The sequence below is a fragment of the Arthrobacter sp. KNU-44 genome (assembly GCF_051843155.1).
In the GTDB taxonomy this organism is placed as follows: domain Bacteria; phylum Actinomycetota; class Actinomycetes; order Actinomycetales; family Micrococcaceae; genus Arthrobacter.
In genome coordinates this window covers 3,798,527-3,816,450 of the sequence record NZ_JBPXNG010000002.1, presented here as the reverse complement: position 1 = coordinate 3,816,450, position 17,924 = coordinate 3,798,527, and the positions used below count along the sequence as shown (strand labels likewise).

Below are 17,924 nucleotides of genomic sequence, written 5' to 3'. Positions count from 1 at the left end.
TACATGTCGTTGCGGAGATCAACGAGGGAAGAAAAGCCCTCCGTTGATCGAAATCGACAAATGCACCTCTAGCTCAATTGGCAGAGCAATTGACTCTTAATCAATGGGTTCCGGGTTCAAGTCCCGGGGGGTGCACCAAAGGGAAGGACCCTTGAGCGGCAGCAGCCGCTCAAGGGTTATTTCTTTGCGTTGCGAGCAACAAACAATTGCACCTCTAGCTCAATTGGCAGAGCAATTGACTCTTAATCAATGGGTTCCGGGTTCAAGTCCCGGGGGGTGCACCAAAGGGAAGATCCCTGGATGGCTGAATGGCCGTCCAGGGATCTTTTTGCTTTTCCGCCGGCTCCGCCGCGGGCCGGACTTTACCGGACCAGCTTCACCGGACCAGGCCCCAGAAGCTTAGTTGGAGGCTTCGCCCGGCGCCGCGCCTGAATCCGCTGCGGCCACAATGTCGTTTACGACTGCCGAGGAATGATTGTTCGCCAGTTCGCGTACCAGCGACTGGAGCTCCCGCCGCAGTTTGGCAGTGTCCACGGGCACAGGTGCAAGCACTTCGCGTTCCAATTGCGTGGCGAGCCCGAGGGTGTGCTCCCCCGCCTCGGTCAAACTGACTACTTGGCTCCGGCGGTCGGACACGCTGCGCGCGCGGCTGACGTGGCCGTGGGCTTCCAGCCTGGTGAGCGTCTTCCCCATTGTCTGAGCCTGAACCCGGACGATCTGTGCGAGCGTCAACTGCGTGGTCGGTCCGTTGACGGCAAGTACTTCCATGACAATGACCCCGGCATGGGTCAGGTCCATACCGCGCAGTTTCTCGTTCCAGGCATGCTCCACGAGTCGCGCGGCCGTGGAGAGCAGGCGCCCGGTGGGCCACCGTTCCATATCAGGCATAAGGGCCAGTATATAGACCGCAGCGCGCAGATCAGGACCGACGTTCAATTCGTGAAGCGGCCAGCCCGTCACTAAGCTAAGTGATCGCGAACGCTAGCAAGGAGCACAAATGGCCGAACGACTCATTCCAGGCGGCACTGCCCCGGACTTCACCCTCAAGGATCACACGGGTCGCGAGGTCAGCCTGGCCTCGTACCGCGGCCGCAATACCGTTATTTATTTCTACCCCGCGGCTTCCACGCCGGCATGTGCCAAGCAAGCCTGCGACTTCCGCGATTCCCTCGCAACCCTTCAGGCTGCCGGTTACGAGGTCCTTGGCATCTCTCCGGACACGGTGAAGGACCTGGAAAAGTTTGTGGCCGAAGAAGCACTGACTTTCCCCCTGCTGTCCGACGAAGGGCACCACGTGGCTGAGGCCTATGCGACTTGGGGCGAAAAGAAGAACTACGGGCGCACCTACCAAGGGCTCATCCGCTCGACGATCGTGGTGGACCCCGACGGCAAGGTGGCCGTGGCACAGTACAACGTGCGGGCCACCGGCCATGTCGCCAAACTCCGCAGGGACCTCAAACTCGACAAGTAGCCACGGCATCGCCGCATAGGCGCGGCTGGAATAGGTGGCGCGAAACCGCGGGTACAATGGAGGCCGGTATATGACCGGAGCGGGAATCCCTGGATCCCGGTCCGGATACCAACACCAGCGCGAGTGGTGAAATTGGCAGACACGCAGGATTTAGGTTCCTGTGCCTTCGGGCGTGGGGGTTCAAGTCCCCCCTTGCGCACATTCAGGAAGTGCCCCGGTCCTTGGCCGGGGCACTTCCGGTTTCCAGCCGGGACTCAGGGCCCTGAACTAGACTGGACTGCGGTCCGGCTGCCGCGGGCCTCAGCCCGTCCAACTGCCTTGAGGGGACAAGAGTGGTAAGCAGCAAGCTTCGCCGAGTCACGCTACAAATCGGCGCAGGCCTTCTGGCCGTGGCCTTGACCTCGTGCACTGTAAGTCCCGGACCGGCACCGTCGACATCGGCCGCGGGCGGCGCCTCGGCAGAGCCGAGCAAGACCTTCAACTTTGGCACCCCGTCGATGCCGCTTGGGCTCGATCCCGCCGTGACGAACGACTCCGAGTCGTATCGCGTCACCCGGCAAGTGATGGAAGGCCTCGTAGGGGTCGACGCGTCCACCGGCCAGCCAACTCCCCTGCTGGCCACCTCTTGGTCGCAAGGGAATGACGGACTTAGCTACGACTTCAAGTTGCGGTCAAAGGTGACCTTCCACGATGGAACCGTCTTTGACGCCGCAGCCGTCTGCAGCAATTTCAACCGTTGGTTCAACTTCCCGGTGGCCGTGCGTCAGCAGGCACCGGGCATCGCATTCAAGAGCGTCTTCAAATCCTTCTCGGACGAACCTTCCCTTTCGCTCTTCAAGAACTGCAAGGTTGTCTCTCCCGACCACGTCCAAATCAATCTGGCCAAGCCTTTCACGGGCTTCCTTCAGGCCTTGACGCTGCCGGCGTTCGCGATGTCGTCCCCGAAAGCGATGACGGACGGCAAGGCCGACGCCCTGGACAAGAAACTGTCCGGTCAGCCGGCATCGGCCTACGCCTCCCACCCCGTGGGCACGGGCCCGTACGTTTTCTCCTCATGGACCCAGAACCGCATCACGCTCAACAGCTACAAGGGCTACTGGGGCGACCGCGGAGAGATAGCCACAGTCAACTTCATTCCGTTTGACTATCCGCAGGCCCGGCTCTCGGCCTTGCTCGCAGGAACCATCGACGGATATGACCTTGTCACCGCCGGCACCTTCGACCAATTGGTCAAGAAGGGCATGCAAATCGTCCAACGGGATCCGTTTTCCGTGATGTACCTGGGGATGAACGAGTCCGTGGCGCCCCTCCAGAACCTTGGCGTGCGCCAGGCAATCGAGATGGCCATCGACAAAGACACCCTCATCCACAAGTTCTTCATCGACAACACCTCGCCGGCGACCCAGTTCGTTCCCCCCAAGCTGAGCGGCTTCAACAACAACGCACCGTCCCTGGGATACGACCCGGACAAAGCCAAGCAACTGCTCGCCAAGTCCGGCTACAAAGGCGAGGAACTCAAGTTCTACTACCCGCTCAATGTCACGCGCGCCTACCTTCCCACTCCGGAGAAGATCTACGCGGAGATCAGTGCGGAGCTCACCGCCATCGGGCTGAACATCAAGCCGGTACCCGTGAACTGGGACGACGGCTACCTCCAGAAGGTCCAGTCCCCCGGTGACCATGCGCTCCATTTGCTCGGCTGGAATGGCGCCTACTCAGACCCGGACAACTTCGTGGGCACGCTGTTCGGCGAAAACAACGGCGAGTTCGGCTACAGCGATCCACAGGTGTTCTCAAAGATCGACCGGGCCCGGGGTCTGCCCGACGGCGCTGACCGCAACTCCCAGTACCAGACCATCAATGCCCAGATCGCTGCCACGGTCCCTGCGGTACCCATCGCCTTCCCGATCTCGGCGTTGGCCCTTTCCGACCGCGTCGAGAAGTACCCGGCGTCGCCTGTCTTAAACGAAGTTTTTACAAACGTTCGCCTGAAGTCTTGACGTCCCGCCGCAATTTCAGTTATGCGCCTACGCGGGGATATTCTGTGACAGCCAGTGCCGCCGCTATCGGAGATTGATCGTGACCTTCATTTCCAAGACAAACCACGCTGACGTCGTCCTTATTGGGGGCGGGATCATGAGCGCAACCTTGGGTGCGTTCATCAAGCAACTCGAACCCAGCTGGACCATCTCCCTCTTTGAGCGACTCGACGAAGCCGGCCTGGAAAGCTCCGGACCGTGGAACAACGCGGGAACCGGGCACGCAGCGCTGTGTGAGCTTAATTACTCACCTGCAGCGAAGGACGGCTCCGTTGACCCGTCCAAGGCCCTCCACATCAACGAGCAATTCCAGCTCTCCCGGCAGTTCTGGTCCCACCTCGTGGACAACAAGTTGATCGGCTCCCCCAAGGGCTTCATCAACACCGTCCCGCATATGAGCTTCGTCATCGGAGACAAGCACGCAGACTTCCTCAAGACCCGCTACGAGGCACTCAAGCCCAACACGCTCTTCCGCAGCATGGAATACACGGAAGACCAGGCACAGATCGCCAAGTGGGCTCCGCTCATCGTCAGGGGCCGCGACGCCAAGCAGCGCGTTGCCGCCACCCGCGCGGCGGAAGGCACCGACGTCGACTTCGGCGCCTTGACCCGCGAACTGACCGGCTACCTCGCTGCCAACGGCGTTGAAGTCAACTACGGCCACGACGTCACCAATGTGAGCAAAGCCTCCGACGGCGGCTGGGACCTTTCGCTCAAGCACCCCGCTTCCGGCGAACACGGCCAGATCCACGCCAAGTTCGTCTTTGTCGGCGCCGGCGGCGGAGCGCTCCACTTGCTCCAGGCATCAGGCATCCCGGAAAGCAAGGGCTACGGCGGTTTCCCGGTTTCCGGGCAGTTCTTCCGCTGCACTGACGAGGCTATCGCCGGCCAGCACAGCGCCAAGGTATACGGCCAGGCCTCCGTGGGTGCCCCGCCCATGTCCGTGCCGCACCTGGATACTCGCTACGTTGGCGGCAAGCGTTCCCTGCTTTTCGGCCCGTACGCCGGCTTCTCCACCAACTTCCTCAAGACGAGCAGCTACCTTGACCTGCCGCTGTCCATCCGCCCGAGCAACATCATCCCGATGCTGGCCGTGGCCAAGGACAACATGGACCTGACTGCGTACCTCATCAAGGAAGTCGCCAAGCGCCACGACGCCAAGGTGGAGTCCCTCCGCGAGTACTACCCCCAGGCCGACGGCGGCAATTGGGAGCTCATCACCGCGGGCCAGCGGGTGCAGATCATCAAGAAGGACTCCAAGAAGGGCGGCGTGCTGCAGTTCGGCACCGAAGTCATCACGGCTCGTGACGGCTCCATCGGGGCACTGCTCGGCGCCTCCCCCGGAGCCTCAACCGCGGTCCCGATCATGATCGAGATGCTCCAGCGGTCCTTCCCGAAGAACTTCAAGGGCTGGCAGTCCAAGCTCAAGGAAATGATGCCAGGCTACGGCGTCAAACTGAACGACAATCCGGACCTTGCCGCCGAGCTGGAATCGAGCACTGCCCGTTCGCTCCAGCTTGAGCCCGCCGACGCCGTTCAGCACTAGCAACCGTCCGGGCTGCGGCCGGTTCGAGACAAGAAACAGACCGTAGATCCCAGGAGACAGTGCAATGTTCCGTCTGGCAAAGCTTTCACTGGCGAACAGGGCATTGATTGCGCTGATCACCGTCTTCGCGGCGGTGTTCGGCGTGATCACCATGTCTTCCCTCAAGCAGGAGCTCATCCCCTCGATCGAGTTCCCGCAGATCTCGGTGATCACGGCGATGCCGGGCGCGTCCCCGGAAGTTGTCGACAAGCAACTCAGCCGTCCCCTCGAAGCGGCACTGAACAGCGTCGAGGGCCTGGAATCGACCACGTCGACGTCGCGGAACGGTGTTTCGCAGATCTCCATGGTGTTTACCTACGGTTCGAACCTGGACCGCGCACGCAACCAGATCGATCGCGCCATCTCCAACGCCAAGCGCGTTCTGCCTGCCGACGTCGAGCCCCGGTCTTTTGCCGGCAGCATCAGCGACTTCCCGATCGTGTACCTGGCGGTCTCTTCGGACAAGTCCCTCAGCGAGCTGAACACGGACCTGCAGCGCTTGAGCGTCCCCCGGCTCCAGAAACTGGACGGGGTCCGGAGCGCCGACGTGACGGGCGGGGCTACCCAGCACATCCTGATCCAACCCAAAGCCCAGGCCATGGCCGCCAGCGGCGCCACGGTTCAGTCCCTTACGAACGCCCTCAAGAACAACGGGACTCTCGTCCCGGCCGGAACCATCGAGGATCAGGGCAAGACCCTCTCCCTGCAGATCGGCAGCCCGGTGGACTCCCTCGACGTCATCAAGGGCTTGCCGCTCACCGGAGCGAAGGCCGGAACCACGATCGGCTCGGTTGCCGACGTTGGCATCAAGGACGACGCCGCAACCTCGATTACCCGGACTAACGGGAAACCCACGCTGGCCCTGTCCATCACGAAGAAGCCCGACGGCGATACCGTCGCCATTTCGCACGCTGTCAAGGATTCCATTCCCCAGATGGAAGCCGAACTCGGCTCCAATGCGCACTTCACGCCAGTGTTCGACCAGGCCCCGTACATCGAAAAGTCCATCAAGGACCTCACCACGGAAGGCCTTCTTGGACTTAGCTTCGCGGTGGCAATCATCCTCGTGTTCCTGATGTCCGTACGCTCCACGCTCGTGACGGCGGTATCCATTCCGCTGTCGCTCCTAATCACGTTCATCGGCATATCGGCAACCCACTACTCGCTCAACATCCTCACGCTTGGCGCACTGACCATCGCAATCGGCCGTGTTGTGGACGACTCGATCGTGGTGATCGAGAACATCAAACGGCACCTCAGCTACGGCGAGCACAAGCTCGCGGCCATCCTCAATTCGATCCGGGAAGTCGCCGGCGCCATCACGGCGTCCACCCTCACCACGGTTGCCGTCTTCCTGCCGATCGCCTTTGTGGGCAACCTGGCGGGCGAACTATTCCGGCCGTTCGCCCTGACGGTGACCATCGCCCTGTTGTCCTCGTTGCTCGTGTCCCTCACCATCGTTCCGGTGCTGGCGTACTGGTTCCTCAAATCGCCGTCGCCGGCCACGGCCGCGGAGGACGTCCGTGCCGCGGAGGATGCCCGAACCAAGGCGCACGAGGCAGAGCAACGCAGCCGGCTGCAGCGCGGCTATTTGCCCATCCTGTCCAAGACCCAGAAGCACCCGGTCATGACGATCGTCGCCGCGGTCCTGGTATTGGGTGGAACAGCTGCCATGTCCCCTCTGCTCGCCACGGACCTGCTCGGCAACTCCGGCCAGAACAGCATGACCGTGCGCCAGGTCCTTCCTGCCGGCACCAGCCTGGAGCAGACCGGCGCCGCCGCCGCGCAGCTGGAATCGGTCCTCCGCGGGATCGACGGAATCAAGGACGTCCAGGTCACCTCGGGCAACGCCCAAACGGGATTCGCCGCCCTCACCTCAAGTGGCGCTTCCAACTCGACTTTCACGGTGGTGACGGACGATAAGGCTGACCAGCAGAAACTGCAGGACACAGTCCGGTCCCGCCTCGCCAGCGCCTCGGCTCCCGGGAAGGTCACTGTTGGTGCGCAGCAAGGCGGCCTCGGCACGTCCTCCAGCGTCGACATCACCATCAACGCTGCCAACTCGGCGGATCTCAAGACGGCAAGCGACGCGGTGGCCAAGGCCATGGACGGCGTGCCCGGGAGTGCCGAGGTAGCCACAAACCTGGATGCCAGCCAGTCGGTAGTGCAGGTGAAGGTTGATCGCGCCAAGGCCGTCGCCGCCGGGCTGAACGAAGAACAAGTTGCCGGCGTCCTGGCGTCCACCGTCAGTCCCGTCCCCGCAGGCACTGTCCGTATCGACACCACGGACTTCCCGGTACAGATCGGCGAAGGCACGCACTTCAGCAGCATCGCCGATGTCAGGGCCATCAATCTCCCGACGCCGGCGGGGCCGGTTCCGCTCTCGAGCATCGCGTCCGTAGACCAAGTGGACACTCCGGTCTCCATCACCAGCAGCAACGGCCAGCGGAGCGCGAAGGTGACCGTGACGCCGTCGGGCTCCAATCTTGGCGCCGTCAGCACGGCCGTCAGCGACCGGCTGGCCTCGGTGCAGCTGCCTGCGGGCGTTACCGCCACCATCGGCGGCGCCACGACTCAGCAGGCGGACTCCTTCCGCCAGCTCGGCCTCGCGCTCCTGGCCGCCGTCGCCATTGTCTATGTCATCATGGTGGCCGCGTTCAAGTCCCTCATCCAGCCCCTCATCCTGTTGGTCTCCGTGCCTTTCGCGGCGACCGGCGCCATCGCTTTGCTCCTGGTCACGGGTGTTCCTCTCGGACTGCCTTCCCTGATCGGCATGCTGATGTTGGTGGGAATCGTCGTGACCAATGCGATCGTGCTGATCGACCTCATCAACCAGTACCGCAAACCACACGATGGCAGCCCCGGAATGACCGTGGCGGATGCCATCACGCACGGCGCCAGGCAGCGGCTACGTCCTATCCTCATGACGGCGCTTGCTACAGTATTCGCCCTGACGCCCATGGCTTTGGGCCTCACGGGAGGCGGCGGGTTCATTTCCCGGCCGCTCGCGATCGTGGTTATCGGCGGCCTTGTTTCGTCCACGGCTTTGACGCTCGTCCTTGTGCCCGTCCTCTACAAACTGGTCGAAGGCCGGCGGGAGAAGAAGGCGCTGCTCAAGGCACTCATGCAACGCCCCGACGTCGCGAAGGACGGTATCGCCGGACACGGCGAGGACGAACACGCGGACTGGACTACCGGAATGATTCCGAAACTCACCGGCCGCCGGTCTGCCTCCAGTCCCGCCGAGTAGGGCGATACACCGGGAACAAAATGATGCCGTACCCTGTTGCAGGCAGTGATACATGCAAATGCATCTATTTTGGGATAGACTGTTGGCAGAGCCCGCACACCAATCGGGCAGGCAGAAAGGCACATCATGGAGATCGGCGTATTCAGCGTCAGCGACATCACCACTGACCCCACCACGGGCCACACCCCCACGGAGAACGAACGCATCAAGGCCGCCGTGGCGATCGCAAAGAAGGTCGAAGAGATCGGCATGGACGTCTATGCGATCGGCGAGCACCACAACCGCCCCTTCTTCTCTTCCTCCCCCACCACCACACTGGCGTACATCGCAGCGCAGACTGAACGCATCACGCTGTCAACGTCCACCACGCTGATCACCACGAACGATCCCGTCAAGATCGCCGAAGATTTCGCGATGCTCCAGCACCTCGCGGATGGCCGCGTGGACCTCATCATGGGCCGCGGCAACACCGCCCCCGTCTACCCCTGGTTCGGCAAGAACATCCAGGACGGGATCGAACTCGCTGTGGAGAACTATTCCCTGCTCCGCCGGCTCTGGGATGAGGACACCGTCAATTGGAGCGGCAAGTACCGCACGCCGCTGCAGAACTTCACCTCCACGCCCCGCCCGCTTGACGGCGTCGCGCCCTTCGTCTGGCACGGCTCCATCCGCAGCCCGCAGATCGCGGAACTCGCCGCGTACTACGGCGACGGCTTCTTCGCCAATAACATCTTCTGGCCCAAAGAGCACTACCAGCAGCTGATCGGACTCTACCGCGAACGCTATGAGCACTACGGGCACGGCAACGCTGACCAAGCCATTGTGGGACTCGGCGGGCAGTTCTTCATGCGCAAGAACTCCCAGGACGCCGTGAAGGAATTCCGCCCCTACTTCGACAATGCACCGGTGTACGGCCACGGACCCTCGCTCGAGGACTTCACGTCCCAGACGCCCCTGACCGTTGGCAGTCCGCAGGAAGTCATCGAAAAGACCCTGACTTTCCGCGAATACTTTGGCGACTACCAGCGCCAACTGTTCCTTGTGGACCACGCGGGCCTACCGCTCAAGACCGTCCTGGAGCAACTGGACCTCTTTGGCGAAGAAGTCCTGCCGGTCCTGCGCAAGGAATTCGAGGACCGCAAGCCGGCCCACGTACCTGATGCACCCACCCATGCATCCCGGGTGGCAGCGTCCGTGATCGCCTCGGCCAGCGAGGCGGTTTCCAATTCCGCCGGGCGGACCCCATGACCACCGCAGCACCCACCTCGTCCGCCGTGCGCCTCGCCGCCGAAACCTGGGAGTCCTTGTTCCGCTCCCAGGTGGCGGTGATGCGCCGGCTCCAGGCCGGGCAGGCGTTCAAGAAGCTGCCCATCAAGGAGTATGACGTCCTGTTCACTCTTTCCCGTTGCCCCACGGGCAAGCTGCGGCTGAACGAGATCAACGATCACGTCCTGCTCAGCCAATCCAGCCTGAGCAGGCTGGTTGACAGGTTGGAGAAGCGCGGTCTCGTGGAGCGCAGCATCGCTCCCGACGACGGACGCGGGATCCTGCTGGGGCTTACGGCGGCCGGGCAGGAACTACAGAAGGAGATCGGCCGCGAGCACATCCGCGACATCGCCGAACTTGTGGCCCCGGCCCTGACAGCCGAAGAGCAGCGTGAGCTGCTTCGCCTGACGGAAAAGCTGCAAGTGTTCGTCGCACACAAGCAGCCGCGCGAAGGCTAGCGAAAACTAGCGGAGGACGACCAGCTTTGCCGGATCCTCATCCGGCAAAGCGTCGGCCACTATCGCGGTGACCTTCAAGCTCTTCAACGACAAGCTGCCGCCCACCGTGGACAGGAACGCCGTGTCCGAGGAATCGCGTCCGGCCGTAATACGCAGCATGGACTCGCGCGGAGCCAGGCCGGTGGGATCGATCACGTACCAGGTTCCGTCGATGTGGGCCTCAGCCACGGCATGGAAGTCCATGGGGCTCAACCCGGGCGCATACACCGCGGCGAGACGGGCGGGGATGTCCTTGGAGCGCAGGAGGGCAATGGCAAGGTGGGCGAAGTCCCGGCAAACACCTTTGCGGTGCAGGAGCGTTTCCACTGCGCCGTCCGTCCCCCGCGAGGAACCACTGACGTAACGGAGCTCGTTGTGGACCCAGTTCCGGACTGCCTGCAACAGCTCCTCGCCGTGCAGCCCGCCGAACTCGGCGTACGACGTCGGAAGAAGCCGATCGGACTCGGCATAGCGGCTGGGACGGACATAGCGGATGAGCTCCATCCGGGAGGACTCATCGGGGACACCCAAGCCCTCCACCGAGGCGCGGTAATCAACAGTTACCTCGCTGGGTTCCTCGAACTCCATGTACTGGAAACGTCCACCGTGATGGTCCGTCAGCTCGGTGAGCGGAACAGCTTCGCCTTCCACCGTGACTGACAGCTCTTCGGTCAACGATTCATAGCCAGGATTGCTGGCCACGGCTATTGCCATGGCCACCTTGGTGTTGGCTACGGTCTTGAAAACGAGCTGGGCAGCAACGTTGCGTTCCATGGATCTCCGGAGTGTTGCGGCTGGACAACCCACAAATTATGCAGGGTTGGCGCCGACGAGTTTCTGTCAATCCCGGGTTCTACAGATTGACCTTCAGAGACAATAGCATCCGCTGGACGTTGGCGAATTCCGAACTCTGGTCGACGTACTTGGCCGCTTGGTCCAAGGTGTCAAAGGACTTCGCGGGAGCAACAACTTCGTCCGTGGCGAAGGCATGCACGGCTTGCATGTCCCCGAAGTAGTAGTTGCCCTTTCCGGCGGGTCCCACCACAAGGTTCCGCAACTGGCAGGCCTGGCCATCAGTGCCGGCCACCAAGTTGGTGATTCCGTATGAGCCGAAGAATTTGTAGCCTTGGATGACCCGGAACACCACGTGCGGGGGGATCATGGAATCACCGTCGGCATGGGGCAGGTCTATGGGCACGCTGCTGACCACCGTGTAGGGGCGCTTGGCGGCCGGATTGCAGTCTGCCGGACTCGCCGAGGGCAGTCCCGTGTGCAGGGTCGCAAGATAGCCGCCCTTGGCGTCTTTGACCTCGATCTTCAGTGCGCCCGGCATGGAACCGGCGTCGGGCGTCACCGATTGCGCAATCCAGTCACTCGGAAGATCAAAGCTGACCTTCTTGGCCGGATCCGAGTATGTCTTCCACGCCGAGGCGGTCGCCCCCGCCGTCGCGGTACTGGCGGCAGAGGGGCTCCCAGTGGAACTGCCCGACGGCGGTGCCGTACCCGAGCCCGACGGCGTCGCGCTCCCTGGTGCCGCACTGTTGGACCCGGCCGTCCATACAGGCCCGCCCTTGCCCTCGGAACTACAGCCAGCCGTGGCGACCACGATGAGGGCACCGAGGACGGCGACTGAAAACTTCAACGGGATCCGCTTTGCTCTCATGCGCACCAGCCTAGCGGCGCCGAGCCACCGCCTGCCTGTCTCGATCGGCGTTTCGCACGTGAAACCCAACCGATGCACTTGCGGCGCCGCTTCGGCCCGCATCGTAGGGCTAGGCTGGACGCATGGCCCCCGATCAGCTTGATGAGGACGAAAACAATGTGGCGGACATCTCCGCGATGGACATCGCGGACTGGCGTTTGCGGACGTTTGCCCTGTATGACGACGTGCGTAAAATCGCGATGGACGACCCCTTCCAAGCCCATGTCTACTGGCGCCAGGAACGGGACCGCATGTTCGGAACCCACCCGGCCTCGGCACTGACTCCCGCCAGCAAGCGGTCTTTCTCGGGCCTGCGCACGGCGGACTACGATTCCCGGTTTCGCCGTTACGCTTCCCTTTCTCCGGAAGGCGCGGGCCAGGAGATGAACGTCCAGACCGGAACCGACGGCGTGGTGCCGTTTGTCCGCCTCGGCACCTTCGACCTCGACGAGCTCGGCTCGCTGGCCGTGTGGCGCCTGCGCAGCTACGGCGGCGGCATCTTCGTGCCCTTCCGCGACGCCACGGCCGGCAAACCCGGAGGAAGTTACGGCGCCGGCCGCTACTTGCTGGACACCATCAAGGGAGCCTTCCACGGTCTTCGCGGATCCGGGCAACAAGAGTTCGTGCTCGACTTCAATTTCGCCTACAACCCGTCCTGCGCATACAACGAGGCCTGGGCCTGCCCCTTGGCCGGTCCGGCGAATCGCCTGGCCGCGGACATCCCCGTGGGGGAACTCTACCTTCCCGTCTAATGAGGCCGAAGGACGTAGGATGTCTTCATGACTTCCACACGTGCTCACCGGATCGCCCGGGTCCGCCCGCTCTCCCCCGCCTCGCCGGACGAACACTTCTTCGTCGCGAACGACGCCGACGACTTCGCCTCCGCACAAGGCCGGAACTGGACTGTAGTGGACAGCCCGTTCCCCGGCTCGTCGGCAAACAGCAGCAGTGCCGGGCGACCGGGATGGATGAGGGGCACCGAGGTTTCCGAGGAAGCGTTCACGTTCCTTGCGCCGTCTGTGCCCGCCAATGTGTTCGGTATGGCACACAACACCGGGCAGCCGGGCCGGGATCTGCCCGCGCAGGCGTTCCACAAAGCCGCCACAAGTGTCATCGGACCGGGCGACGCCATCGAACTGGCCTCGGATGTCGGTTACGTGGACCCCGAAGCGGAACTGACCGTCGTCGTCGGGCGAAAGGTCCGCGGGCTCACGCTCGACAATGCGCGCGACGCGATCCTCGGTTTCACGATCGGCAACGACGTCTCGGCGCGGGACCTGCAAAAGACCGACGAACTATGGATCAGCGCGAAAAGCCAGGACACCTTCACTCCTGCGGGACCGTGGATCGTCACCGACCTCGCTGAGGGCGACCTTTCAATCGGTATCGTGCACAACGGCAAGGAATTGCGGACGGCCAGCACGGCCGACCTCGGATGGAAAGTGGACGAGATCCTCGTCTACCTCACTTCGTTCATGACATTGCACCCCGGAGACCTGGTCCTCACAGGCTTCCCGGCTGAGTGCGCCAGGATCGAGCCCGGAGACCTTGTGACCTGCCGGGTTGAGGGCATTGGAGAGCTCAGCAACCCCGTCGTCGCAGCATCTTGGGAGAAATTTCCCAGCTAGATATGAAAGGCTTGAGCCATGGAGCCTCCTGCCGTGCCGGCAATTGAGACGCGGCAGACGTCCCCTTCCAGGCCAAATACAAGCAAGCGCCGCAAAGGCGTGCTGCGCTATCCGGCGGTCAGGCAACTCATCCGTTTCACCGGCGTCGGGATCATCTGCACCGTCACGTCGCTGGCGCTGTACGCTCTGTTCCGGCCGTGGATGGGACCCCAACCTGCCAACGCCGCAGCGCTGATCATCACCTCGCTCATGAACACGGCCCTGAACCGGCGGCTGACCTTCAAGATCAGCGGCAACCGGAAGAGAGCCCAGGACCACCTCAACGGGCTGATCGTGATCGCTGTGGCACTGGTCATCACCGGCGGGAGCCTGGGCGTGCTGCACGCGTTGCGGCCCGAAGCCACCCTCGAGGAGGACCTCTGGACCACCACGCTGTCCGGATTCGTCGCGACGGCGGTGCGGTTCACGATGCTGCGGCACTGGATTTTCCGCCGGGCCCGCCACGTTTGATTCCCTGTCGGATTCCCAACTGGCTAGCAGTAGATGTCGTTTTGAGCCCTCAAAACGACATTAAATGCGAGTCAGTTGGGTCGGGGACGTCAGCGGCGACCGAGCCCCTGAACGCTCCCGACGGCGGCGGCCACTGCTTCCGCGGCTTGCTCCAGTTCCGCTGGCGTCACCGTGGAGTCGAAGCTGAAACGGACAGCAGTGTGGGCCACCTCGGCCTCGATTCCCAAGGCCAGCAGGACCGGCGAGGGAGCGTCGGATCCCGCAGCGCAGGCCGATCCGCTCGAGCACACCACGCCAAGCCGCTCAAGCTCAAGCAAGACCGACTCGCCGCTCGTCCCCGGGAAGCAGAAGGACGCGACAGATGGCAAGCGCTGCGAGGGGTGGCCGGTCAGCACAGCAACGGGCACGGCGTCAAGGACAGCGCGGATGAAGGCATCCCGCAATTCCGAGACACGCCCCGCCAGTTCCGACTGCCCTGCATGGGCAAGAGTCAGTGCCGTGGCTAGCGCAACGGCACCCGCAACGTTTTCGGTCCCGGAGCGCCTGCCGCGCTCCTGGCCGCCGCCATGGACCAGCGGTTCAATGCGCAGCCTTCCCTTGGCGTAGAGCACGCCGCTGCCCTTCGGCGCGCCAAGCTTGTGGCCCGAGATACTCAGCGCGTCTACTCCCAGTTCCTTGACGCCAATCGGTAGCCAGCCGGCAGCCTGGACGGCGTCCGTGTGGAACGGCACGCCATGTTCCGCAGCCACCTCCGCGAGTTGCCGCACGGGCTGCACTGTCCCGATCTCGTTATTCGCATACATGATGCTGACGAGGGCTGTCTCCGGACCCAGCACAGCCCGGAGCGCCTCGGGCGTCACCACGCCGTGCCGGTCCACGGGGACCACGTCCACCTCGAACCCATGGACGCGTTGCAGGTAGAGCGCGGATTCTTCGACGGCGGGGTGCTCGATGGCGCTGATGACAACGCGGTTCAGCGCAGCGTCCGCCGCACGTCTCGCGAGGGCGATTCCTTTCACTGCCAGGTTGTCCGCCTCGGTGCCGCCGGAAGTGAAGGTGATCTCGCCGGGCCGGCAACCCAAGGCTTTCGCTACCGACGCCCGTGCACCCGACAACGCGTTCGCAGCAGCTTCGCCGAGGCTGTGATGGCTTGAGGGATTGCCGAACTCCCCCGTCAGGTACGGCCACATCGCTTCGAGGACTTCCCTGCGGACGGGTGTGGTCGCCGCGGCGTCGAGGAAGATCATGGCCTCAGCCGAAAGCCAGGGATGGGTCCGGTGTCACGTCGAGCGTCACGTCCAGGCCGAGGTCCAGCGCGTTGACGCTGTGCGTGAGTCCGCCGATGGAAATGACATCGACTCCCGCGGCGGCGATGTCCGCCACAGTGTTCACGTTGACGTTGCCGCTCGCCTCGACGACGGCGCGGCCGGCCACCTGCTTCACACCGGCACGGAGCTCCTCAAGGGAAAAGTTGTCCAGCATGATCGTGTCGACACCGGCCGCTAGCACAGGTTCGATCTGCTCGGCATTGTCCACTTCCACTTCGAAGTGCGTGGTGTGGCCCAGCTGGGCTTTGGCGGCCTTGAGCAGCGCGGTGAGCTTGGCGGAGTCCCCACCGGTCATCACGGCCAGGTGGTTGTCCTTGGCCAGAACGGCATCGGACAGACTGTAGCGGTGGTTGGCTCCCCCGCCGCAGCGTACGGCGTAGCGTTCCAATACCCGCAGCCCGGGGGTTGTCTTCCTCGTGTCTGTAATACGGGCTTTGGTGCCGTCGACCAGCTTGACGAACTCGGCGGTCTTGGTGGCAATGGCACTCATGCGCTGGGCAAGGTTGAGCCCGACGCGTTCGGCGAGCAGCACCGAGCGGGCGCGGCCGCTGACCCGCGCTAGGTGGGTTCCGGCGTCGAATGCTTCACCGTCCGCGAGCAGCAGCTCCACTTCGGTGTCCGGGTCGACGAGCAGCATGGCGTCGCGGAACACCGTGCCGCCGCTGAAGACCCCCGGAACCCGGGCATTGAGCACGGCAGTGGCCCGGGCTTCTGCGGGAATGAGCAACTGCGAGGTGATGTCGCCACTCGGCGCGTCCTCCGCGAAAGCCCGCTCCAAAATGTCCCGGACGGGTGCTGCGGGGAGGGTCAGGCTAGTCATTGACGAGGCTCGCTTTCCGGCCGATCGTGTATCTCTGAACAATTTCGTCGCGATGGGTTTCGGCGGCGTCACTCCGATAATGCGCCCCGAGGGACCCCCGCCGCGCCCCCGCCGCCTGCACCAACAACTGCGCGGCAAGGAGCAAATTAGCATCCTCGTGCACGCTCGGATCCGCAGAATCCGGCACATTCTCAGGAAGCACGACGTCGGCCCAAGCGTCGAGCGACTCTGCGGCCTCCCGCAGCAACCCCCCGGTCCGAAGCACCCCCGCCTTGGCAGTCATCAACCGCCGAAGGGCGGCACGGGAGAAGGGCTCGGGGACCAGCTCAGGCTGCCACGCGGTGAGGCGACTTTCGTCTGACGGTGTCCCGGCAGCGTTGGTGCGCCGAGCGCCGTCGTGCGGTATCCCGGAAGCGTGCGTAAAAGCGAGGCCGCCCGCGGCCGCGGGCCCACGCGATCCGGGTTCCCTGGCCGAGCTTGCGAAGTTAGGGAGATCGTGGGGAGCACGCGGAGGGGTGCCGTTCGGCGGCGCCCACCCAGGGAACACCTCGCCAAGGAACCCTTCAACAGCCCGCCGCCCGAACACCAGCCCTTCGAGCAAGGAGTTGCTGGCCAAACGGTTCGCGCCCTGGACTCCGGTACACGCTACTTCGCCCGCCGCGAGCAACCCGGGAACGGAAGTACGGCCGAACAGGTCTGTGACTACGCCACCCATCCAGTAGTGGGCCGCAGGGGCAACCGGAACGGGTTCGATGGTCCAGTCGATGCCGGCTTCGCGGGTCCGGGCGCTAAGCGTGGGGAAGCGCTTCTCAAGGAAGCCGTCCCCCTTGTTCGCTTCCACGACCCGGGCGTCAAGGAAGACGTGGCCATTCGGATCACCAAGCGAAGCCAGGTGGAGGGCGATGCTGCGGGAGACGACGTCGCGCGGCGCCAGTTCGGCGTCCGGGTGGTAGCCCGGCATGAATCGCTGGCCATTCGTGTCCAGCAGGATGGCGCCTTCGCCGCGGACCGCTTCGGAAATGAGGAGCGGATCGGCGCCGAGGGGAGCTGGTCCATCGGCAGCTGCGAGGACCATGCTCGTGGGGTGGAATTGGAAGAACTCCAGGTCTGCGAGCTCGGCGCCTGCCCGCCATGCGAGCGCGAGCCCGTCAGCCGTTGCCACCGAAGGATTGGTGGTCTGGGCAAACAGTTGCCCAGCCCCACCGGTGGCCAGCAGTACGGCATCGCCGATTACGTTCTCAAGGCGGCCGTTGCGCAGGAATTCAACGCCTGTCACACGCCCCTCGGACTGGAGCAGGGAAGTCGCCTGGGCATGTCCCAGCACCTGGATCTTCCCGGCATCCTGCGCGTCAAGGACGGCCAGGATGAGCGCGTTCGCGACCCCGGCACCGGTGGCGTCTCCGCCGGTGTGCAGGATCCTTGGCGCGGAGTGGGCGGCTTCGAGCCCCAAGGCGGGATCGCCGTCGTCGTCCGCGTCGAACCGGACGCCAAAACGCTCGAGCCCCATGATGTCGAGGCGCGCTTCGGTGCACAGCACCCGCACGGCCTCCACATTGCAGTGGCCCGCGCCGGCGTTGAGGGTGTCCGCGATGTGCGCGGCGACGGTATCCCCGGGGGCGGGCTCGTCCAGCACTGCCGAAATCCCGCCCTGGGCGAAGAAGGTGTTGCTGTCCGCCAGCGCGCCTTTGCTGAGCATGACGACCTCCGCACCGGCATCGGCGGCCAGAAGCGCGGAGTAGAGGCCGGCGATGCCGCTTCCGACGACGACGAGCCGCCGCCGCGCCGGAGCACCGGGAATGCGTTCTGCAGTCATGTGAGGCTCGATTCG

At 63.8% G+C, this 17,924-nt stretch carries 15 protein-coding genes and 3 tRNA genes; 12 read left to right on the top strand and 6 right to left on the bottom strand.

Annotation, left to right across the window (positions count from 1 at the left end; genetic code table 11):
• Positions 1-62 precede the first annotated feature (62 nt).
• A tRNA-Lys gene (locus ACSVHC_RS18920) sits at positions 63-138 on the top strand.
• Positions 139-208: 70 nt separating this feature from the next.
• Positions 209-284: transfer RNA gene (locus ACSVHC_RS18915), tRNA-Lys, on the top strand.
• A gap of 115 nt (positions 285-399) precedes the next feature.
• Here ACSVHC_RS18915 and ACSVHC_RS18910 read toward each other — a convergent pair.
• Positions 400-888: a MarR family winged helix-turn-helix transcriptional regulator gene (locus ACSVHC_RS18910; protein WP_439181207.1), complete on the bottom strand. Its 489-nt coding sequence runs from the start codon at positions 886-888 to the stop codon at positions 400-402.
• A 109-nt stretch (positions 889-997) separates the two neighbouring features.
• On the opposite strand from ACSVHC_RS18910, the gene bcp reads away from it, so the two are divergent.
• The 7 genes from bcp to ACSVHC_RS18875 all read left to right on the top strand — a co-directional run bounded on the left by bcp (position 998) and on the right by ACSVHC_RS18875 (position 10,069).
• On the top strand, positions 998-1,471 hold the full coding sequence (gene bcp, locus ACSVHC_RS18905) for a thioredoxin-dependent thiol peroxidase (protein WP_437770709.1): 474 nt from the start codon (positions 998-1,000) through the stop codon (positions 1,469-1,471).
• A 117-nt stretch (positions 1,472-1,588) separates the two neighbouring features.
• A tRNA-Leu gene (locus ACSVHC_RS18900) sits at positions 1,589-1,670 on the top strand.
• A 133-nt stretch (positions 1,671-1,803) separates the two neighbouring features.
• Positions 1,804-3,471, top strand: coding sequence for an ABC transporter substrate-binding protein (locus ACSVHC_RS18895; protein WP_437770710.1), 1,668 nt, complete (start codon positions 1,804-1,806; stop codon positions 3,469-3,471).
• 79 nt (positions 3,472-3,550) lie between these two features.
• Positions 3,551-5,056, top strand: coding sequence for a malate:quinone oxidoreductase (locus ACSVHC_RS18890; protein WP_437770711.1), 1,506 nt, complete (start codon positions 3,551-3,553; stop codon positions 5,054-5,056).
• A gap of 64 nt (positions 5,057-5,120) precedes the next feature.
• Positions 5,121-8,345: an efflux RND transporter permease subunit gene (locus ACSVHC_RS18885; RefSeq protein WP_439181206.1), complete on the top strand. Its 3,225-nt coding sequence runs from the start codon at positions 5,121-5,123 to the stop codon at positions 8,343-8,345.
• 126 nt (positions 8,346-8,471) lie between these two features.
• Positions 8,472-9,593, top strand: coding sequence for an LLM class flavin-dependent oxidoreductase (locus tag ACSVHC_RS18880; RefSeq protein WP_437770713.1), 1,122 nt, complete (start codon positions 8,472-8,474; stop codon positions 9,591-9,593).
• Positions 9,590-10,069: a MarR family winged helix-turn-helix transcriptional regulator gene (locus ACSVHC_RS18875; RefSeq protein ID WP_437770714.1), complete on the top strand. Its 480-nt coding sequence runs from the start codon at positions 9,590-9,592 to the stop codon at positions 10,067-10,069. Before ACSVHC_RS18880 ends, ACSVHC_RS18875 begins: the two co-directional genes overlap by 4 nt.
• Before the next feature lie 6 nt (positions 10,070-10,075).
• On the opposite strand, the gene ACSVHC_RS18870 is transcribed toward ACSVHC_RS18875, so the two are convergent.
• Positions 10,076-10,882, bottom strand: a complete 807-nt coding sequence (locus ACSVHC_RS18870; protein ID WP_437770715.1) for a transglutaminase-like domain-containing protein — start codon at positions 10,880-10,882, stop codon at positions 10,076-10,078.
• 79 nt (positions 10,883-10,961) lie between these two features.
• Positions 10,962-11,771, bottom strand: coding sequence for a hypothetical protein (locus ACSVHC_RS18865; protein ID WP_439181205.1), 810 nt, complete (start codon positions 11,769-11,771; stop codon positions 10,962-10,964).
• Positions 11,772-11,893: 122 nt separating this feature from the next.
• Here ACSVHC_RS18865 and ACSVHC_RS18860 point away from each other — a divergent pair, with 122 nt between their 5' ends.
• From ACSVHC_RS18860 to ACSVHC_RS18850, 3 genes are read left to right on the top strand one after another with little or no spacing between them, the layout of a single operon-like run.
• Complete coding sequence (locus ACSVHC_RS18860) at positions 11,894-12,562, top strand: DUF1684 domain-containing protein (RefSeq protein ID WP_437770717.1); 669 nt, start codon at positions 11,894-11,896, stop codon at positions 12,560-12,562.
• Between the two features lie 27 nt (positions 12,563-12,589).
• On the top strand, positions 12,590-13,438 hold the full coding sequence (locus tag ACSVHC_RS18855) for a fumarylacetoacetate hydrolase family protein (protein WP_437770718.1): 849 nt from the start codon (positions 12,590-12,592) through the stop codon (positions 13,436-13,438).
• 18 nt (positions 13,439-13,456) lie between these two features.
• Positions 13,457-13,948 carry a GtrA family protein gene (locus ACSVHC_RS18850; protein ID WP_437770719.1) on the top strand — a complete coding sequence of 164 codons (492 nt, stop codon included), beginning with the start codon at positions 13,457-13,459 and terminating at the stop codon, positions 13,946-13,948.
• An 89-nt stretch (positions 13,949-14,037) separates the two neighbouring features.
• Here ACSVHC_RS18850 and ACSVHC_RS18845 read toward each other — a convergent pair whose 3' ends face one another.
• From ACSVHC_RS18845 to ACSVHC_RS18835, 3 genes are read right to left on the bottom strand one after another with little or no spacing between them, the layout of a single operon-like run.
• Complete coding sequence (locus ACSVHC_RS18845) at positions 14,038-15,195, bottom strand: cysteine desulfurase family protein (protein ID WP_437770720.1); 1,158 nt, start codon at positions 15,193-15,195, stop codon at positions 14,038-14,040.
• Between the two features lie 4 nt (positions 15,196-15,199).
• On the bottom strand, positions 15,200-16,096 hold the full coding sequence (gene nadC / locus ACSVHC_RS18840) for a carboxylating nicotinate-nucleotide diphosphorylase (RefSeq protein WP_437770721.1): 897 nt from the start codon (positions 16,094-16,096) through the stop codon (positions 15,200-15,202).
• On the bottom strand, positions 16,089-17,909 hold the full coding sequence (locus tag ACSVHC_RS18835; protein WP_437770722.1) for an L-aspartate oxidase: 1,821 nt from the start codon (positions 17,907-17,909) through the stop codon (positions 16,089-16,091). The genes nadC and ACSVHC_RS18835 overlap by 8 nt, the downstream gene beginning before the upstream one ends.
• Between the last annotated feature and the right edge of the window lie 15 nt (positions 17,910-17,924).

Excerpts from the sequence above, each read along its gene's own strand:
- ACSVHC_RS18860 (WP_437770717.1), top strand. The coding sequence starts at position 11,894 with ATGGCCCCCGATCAGCTTGATGAGGACGAAAACAATGTGGCGGACATC.
- bcp (WP_437770709.1), top strand. The coding sequence starts at position 998 with ATGGCCGAACGACTCATTCCAGGCGGCACTGCCCCGGACTTCACCCTC.
- ACSVHC_RS18855 (WP_437770718.1), top strand. The coding sequence starts at position 12,590 with ATGACTTCCACACGTGCTCACCGGATCGCCCGGGTCCGCCCGCTCTCC.
- ACSVHC_RS18885 (WP_439181206.1), top strand. The coding sequence starts at position 5,121 with ATGTTCCGTCTGGCAAAGCTTTCACTGGCGAACAGGGCATTGATTGCG.
- ACSVHC_RS18865 (WP_439181205.1), bottom strand. The coding sequence starts at position 11,771 with ATGAGAGCAAAGCGGATCCCGTTGAAGTTTTCAGTCGCCGTCCTCGGT.
- ACSVHC_RS18850 (WP_437770719.1), top strand. The coding sequence starts at position 13,457 with ATGGAGCCTCCTGCCGTGCCGGCAATTGAGACGCGGCAGACGTCCCCT.
- ACSVHC_RS18845 (WP_437770720.1), bottom strand. The coding sequence starts at position 15,195 with ATGATCTTCCTCGACGCCGCGGCGACCACACCCGTCCGCAGGGAAGTC.
- ACSVHC_RS18880 (WP_437770713.1), top strand. The coding sequence starts at position 8,472 with ATGGAGATCGGCGTATTCAGCGTCAGCGACATCACCACTGACCCCACC.
- ACSVHC_RS18835 (WP_437770722.1), bottom strand. The coding sequence starts at position 17,909 with ATGACTGCAGAACGCATTCCCGGTGCTCCGGCGCGGCGGCGGCTCGTC.
- ACSVHC_RS18875 (WP_437770714.1), top strand. The coding sequence starts at position 9,590 with ATGACCACCGCAGCACCCACCTCGTCCGCCGTGCGCCTCGCCGCCGAA.
- ACSVHC_RS18870 (WP_437770715.1), bottom strand. The coding sequence starts at position 10,882 with ATGGAACGCAACGTTGCTGCCCAGCTCGTTTTCAAGACCGTAGCCAAC.
- ACSVHC_RS18910 (WP_439181207.1), bottom strand. The coding sequence starts at position 888 with ATGCCTGATATGGAACGGTGGCCCACCGGGCGCCTGCTCTCCACGGCC.
- nadC (WP_437770721.1), bottom strand. The coding sequence starts at position 16,096 with ATGACTAGCCTGACCCTCCCCGCAGCACCCGTCCGGGACATTTTGGAG.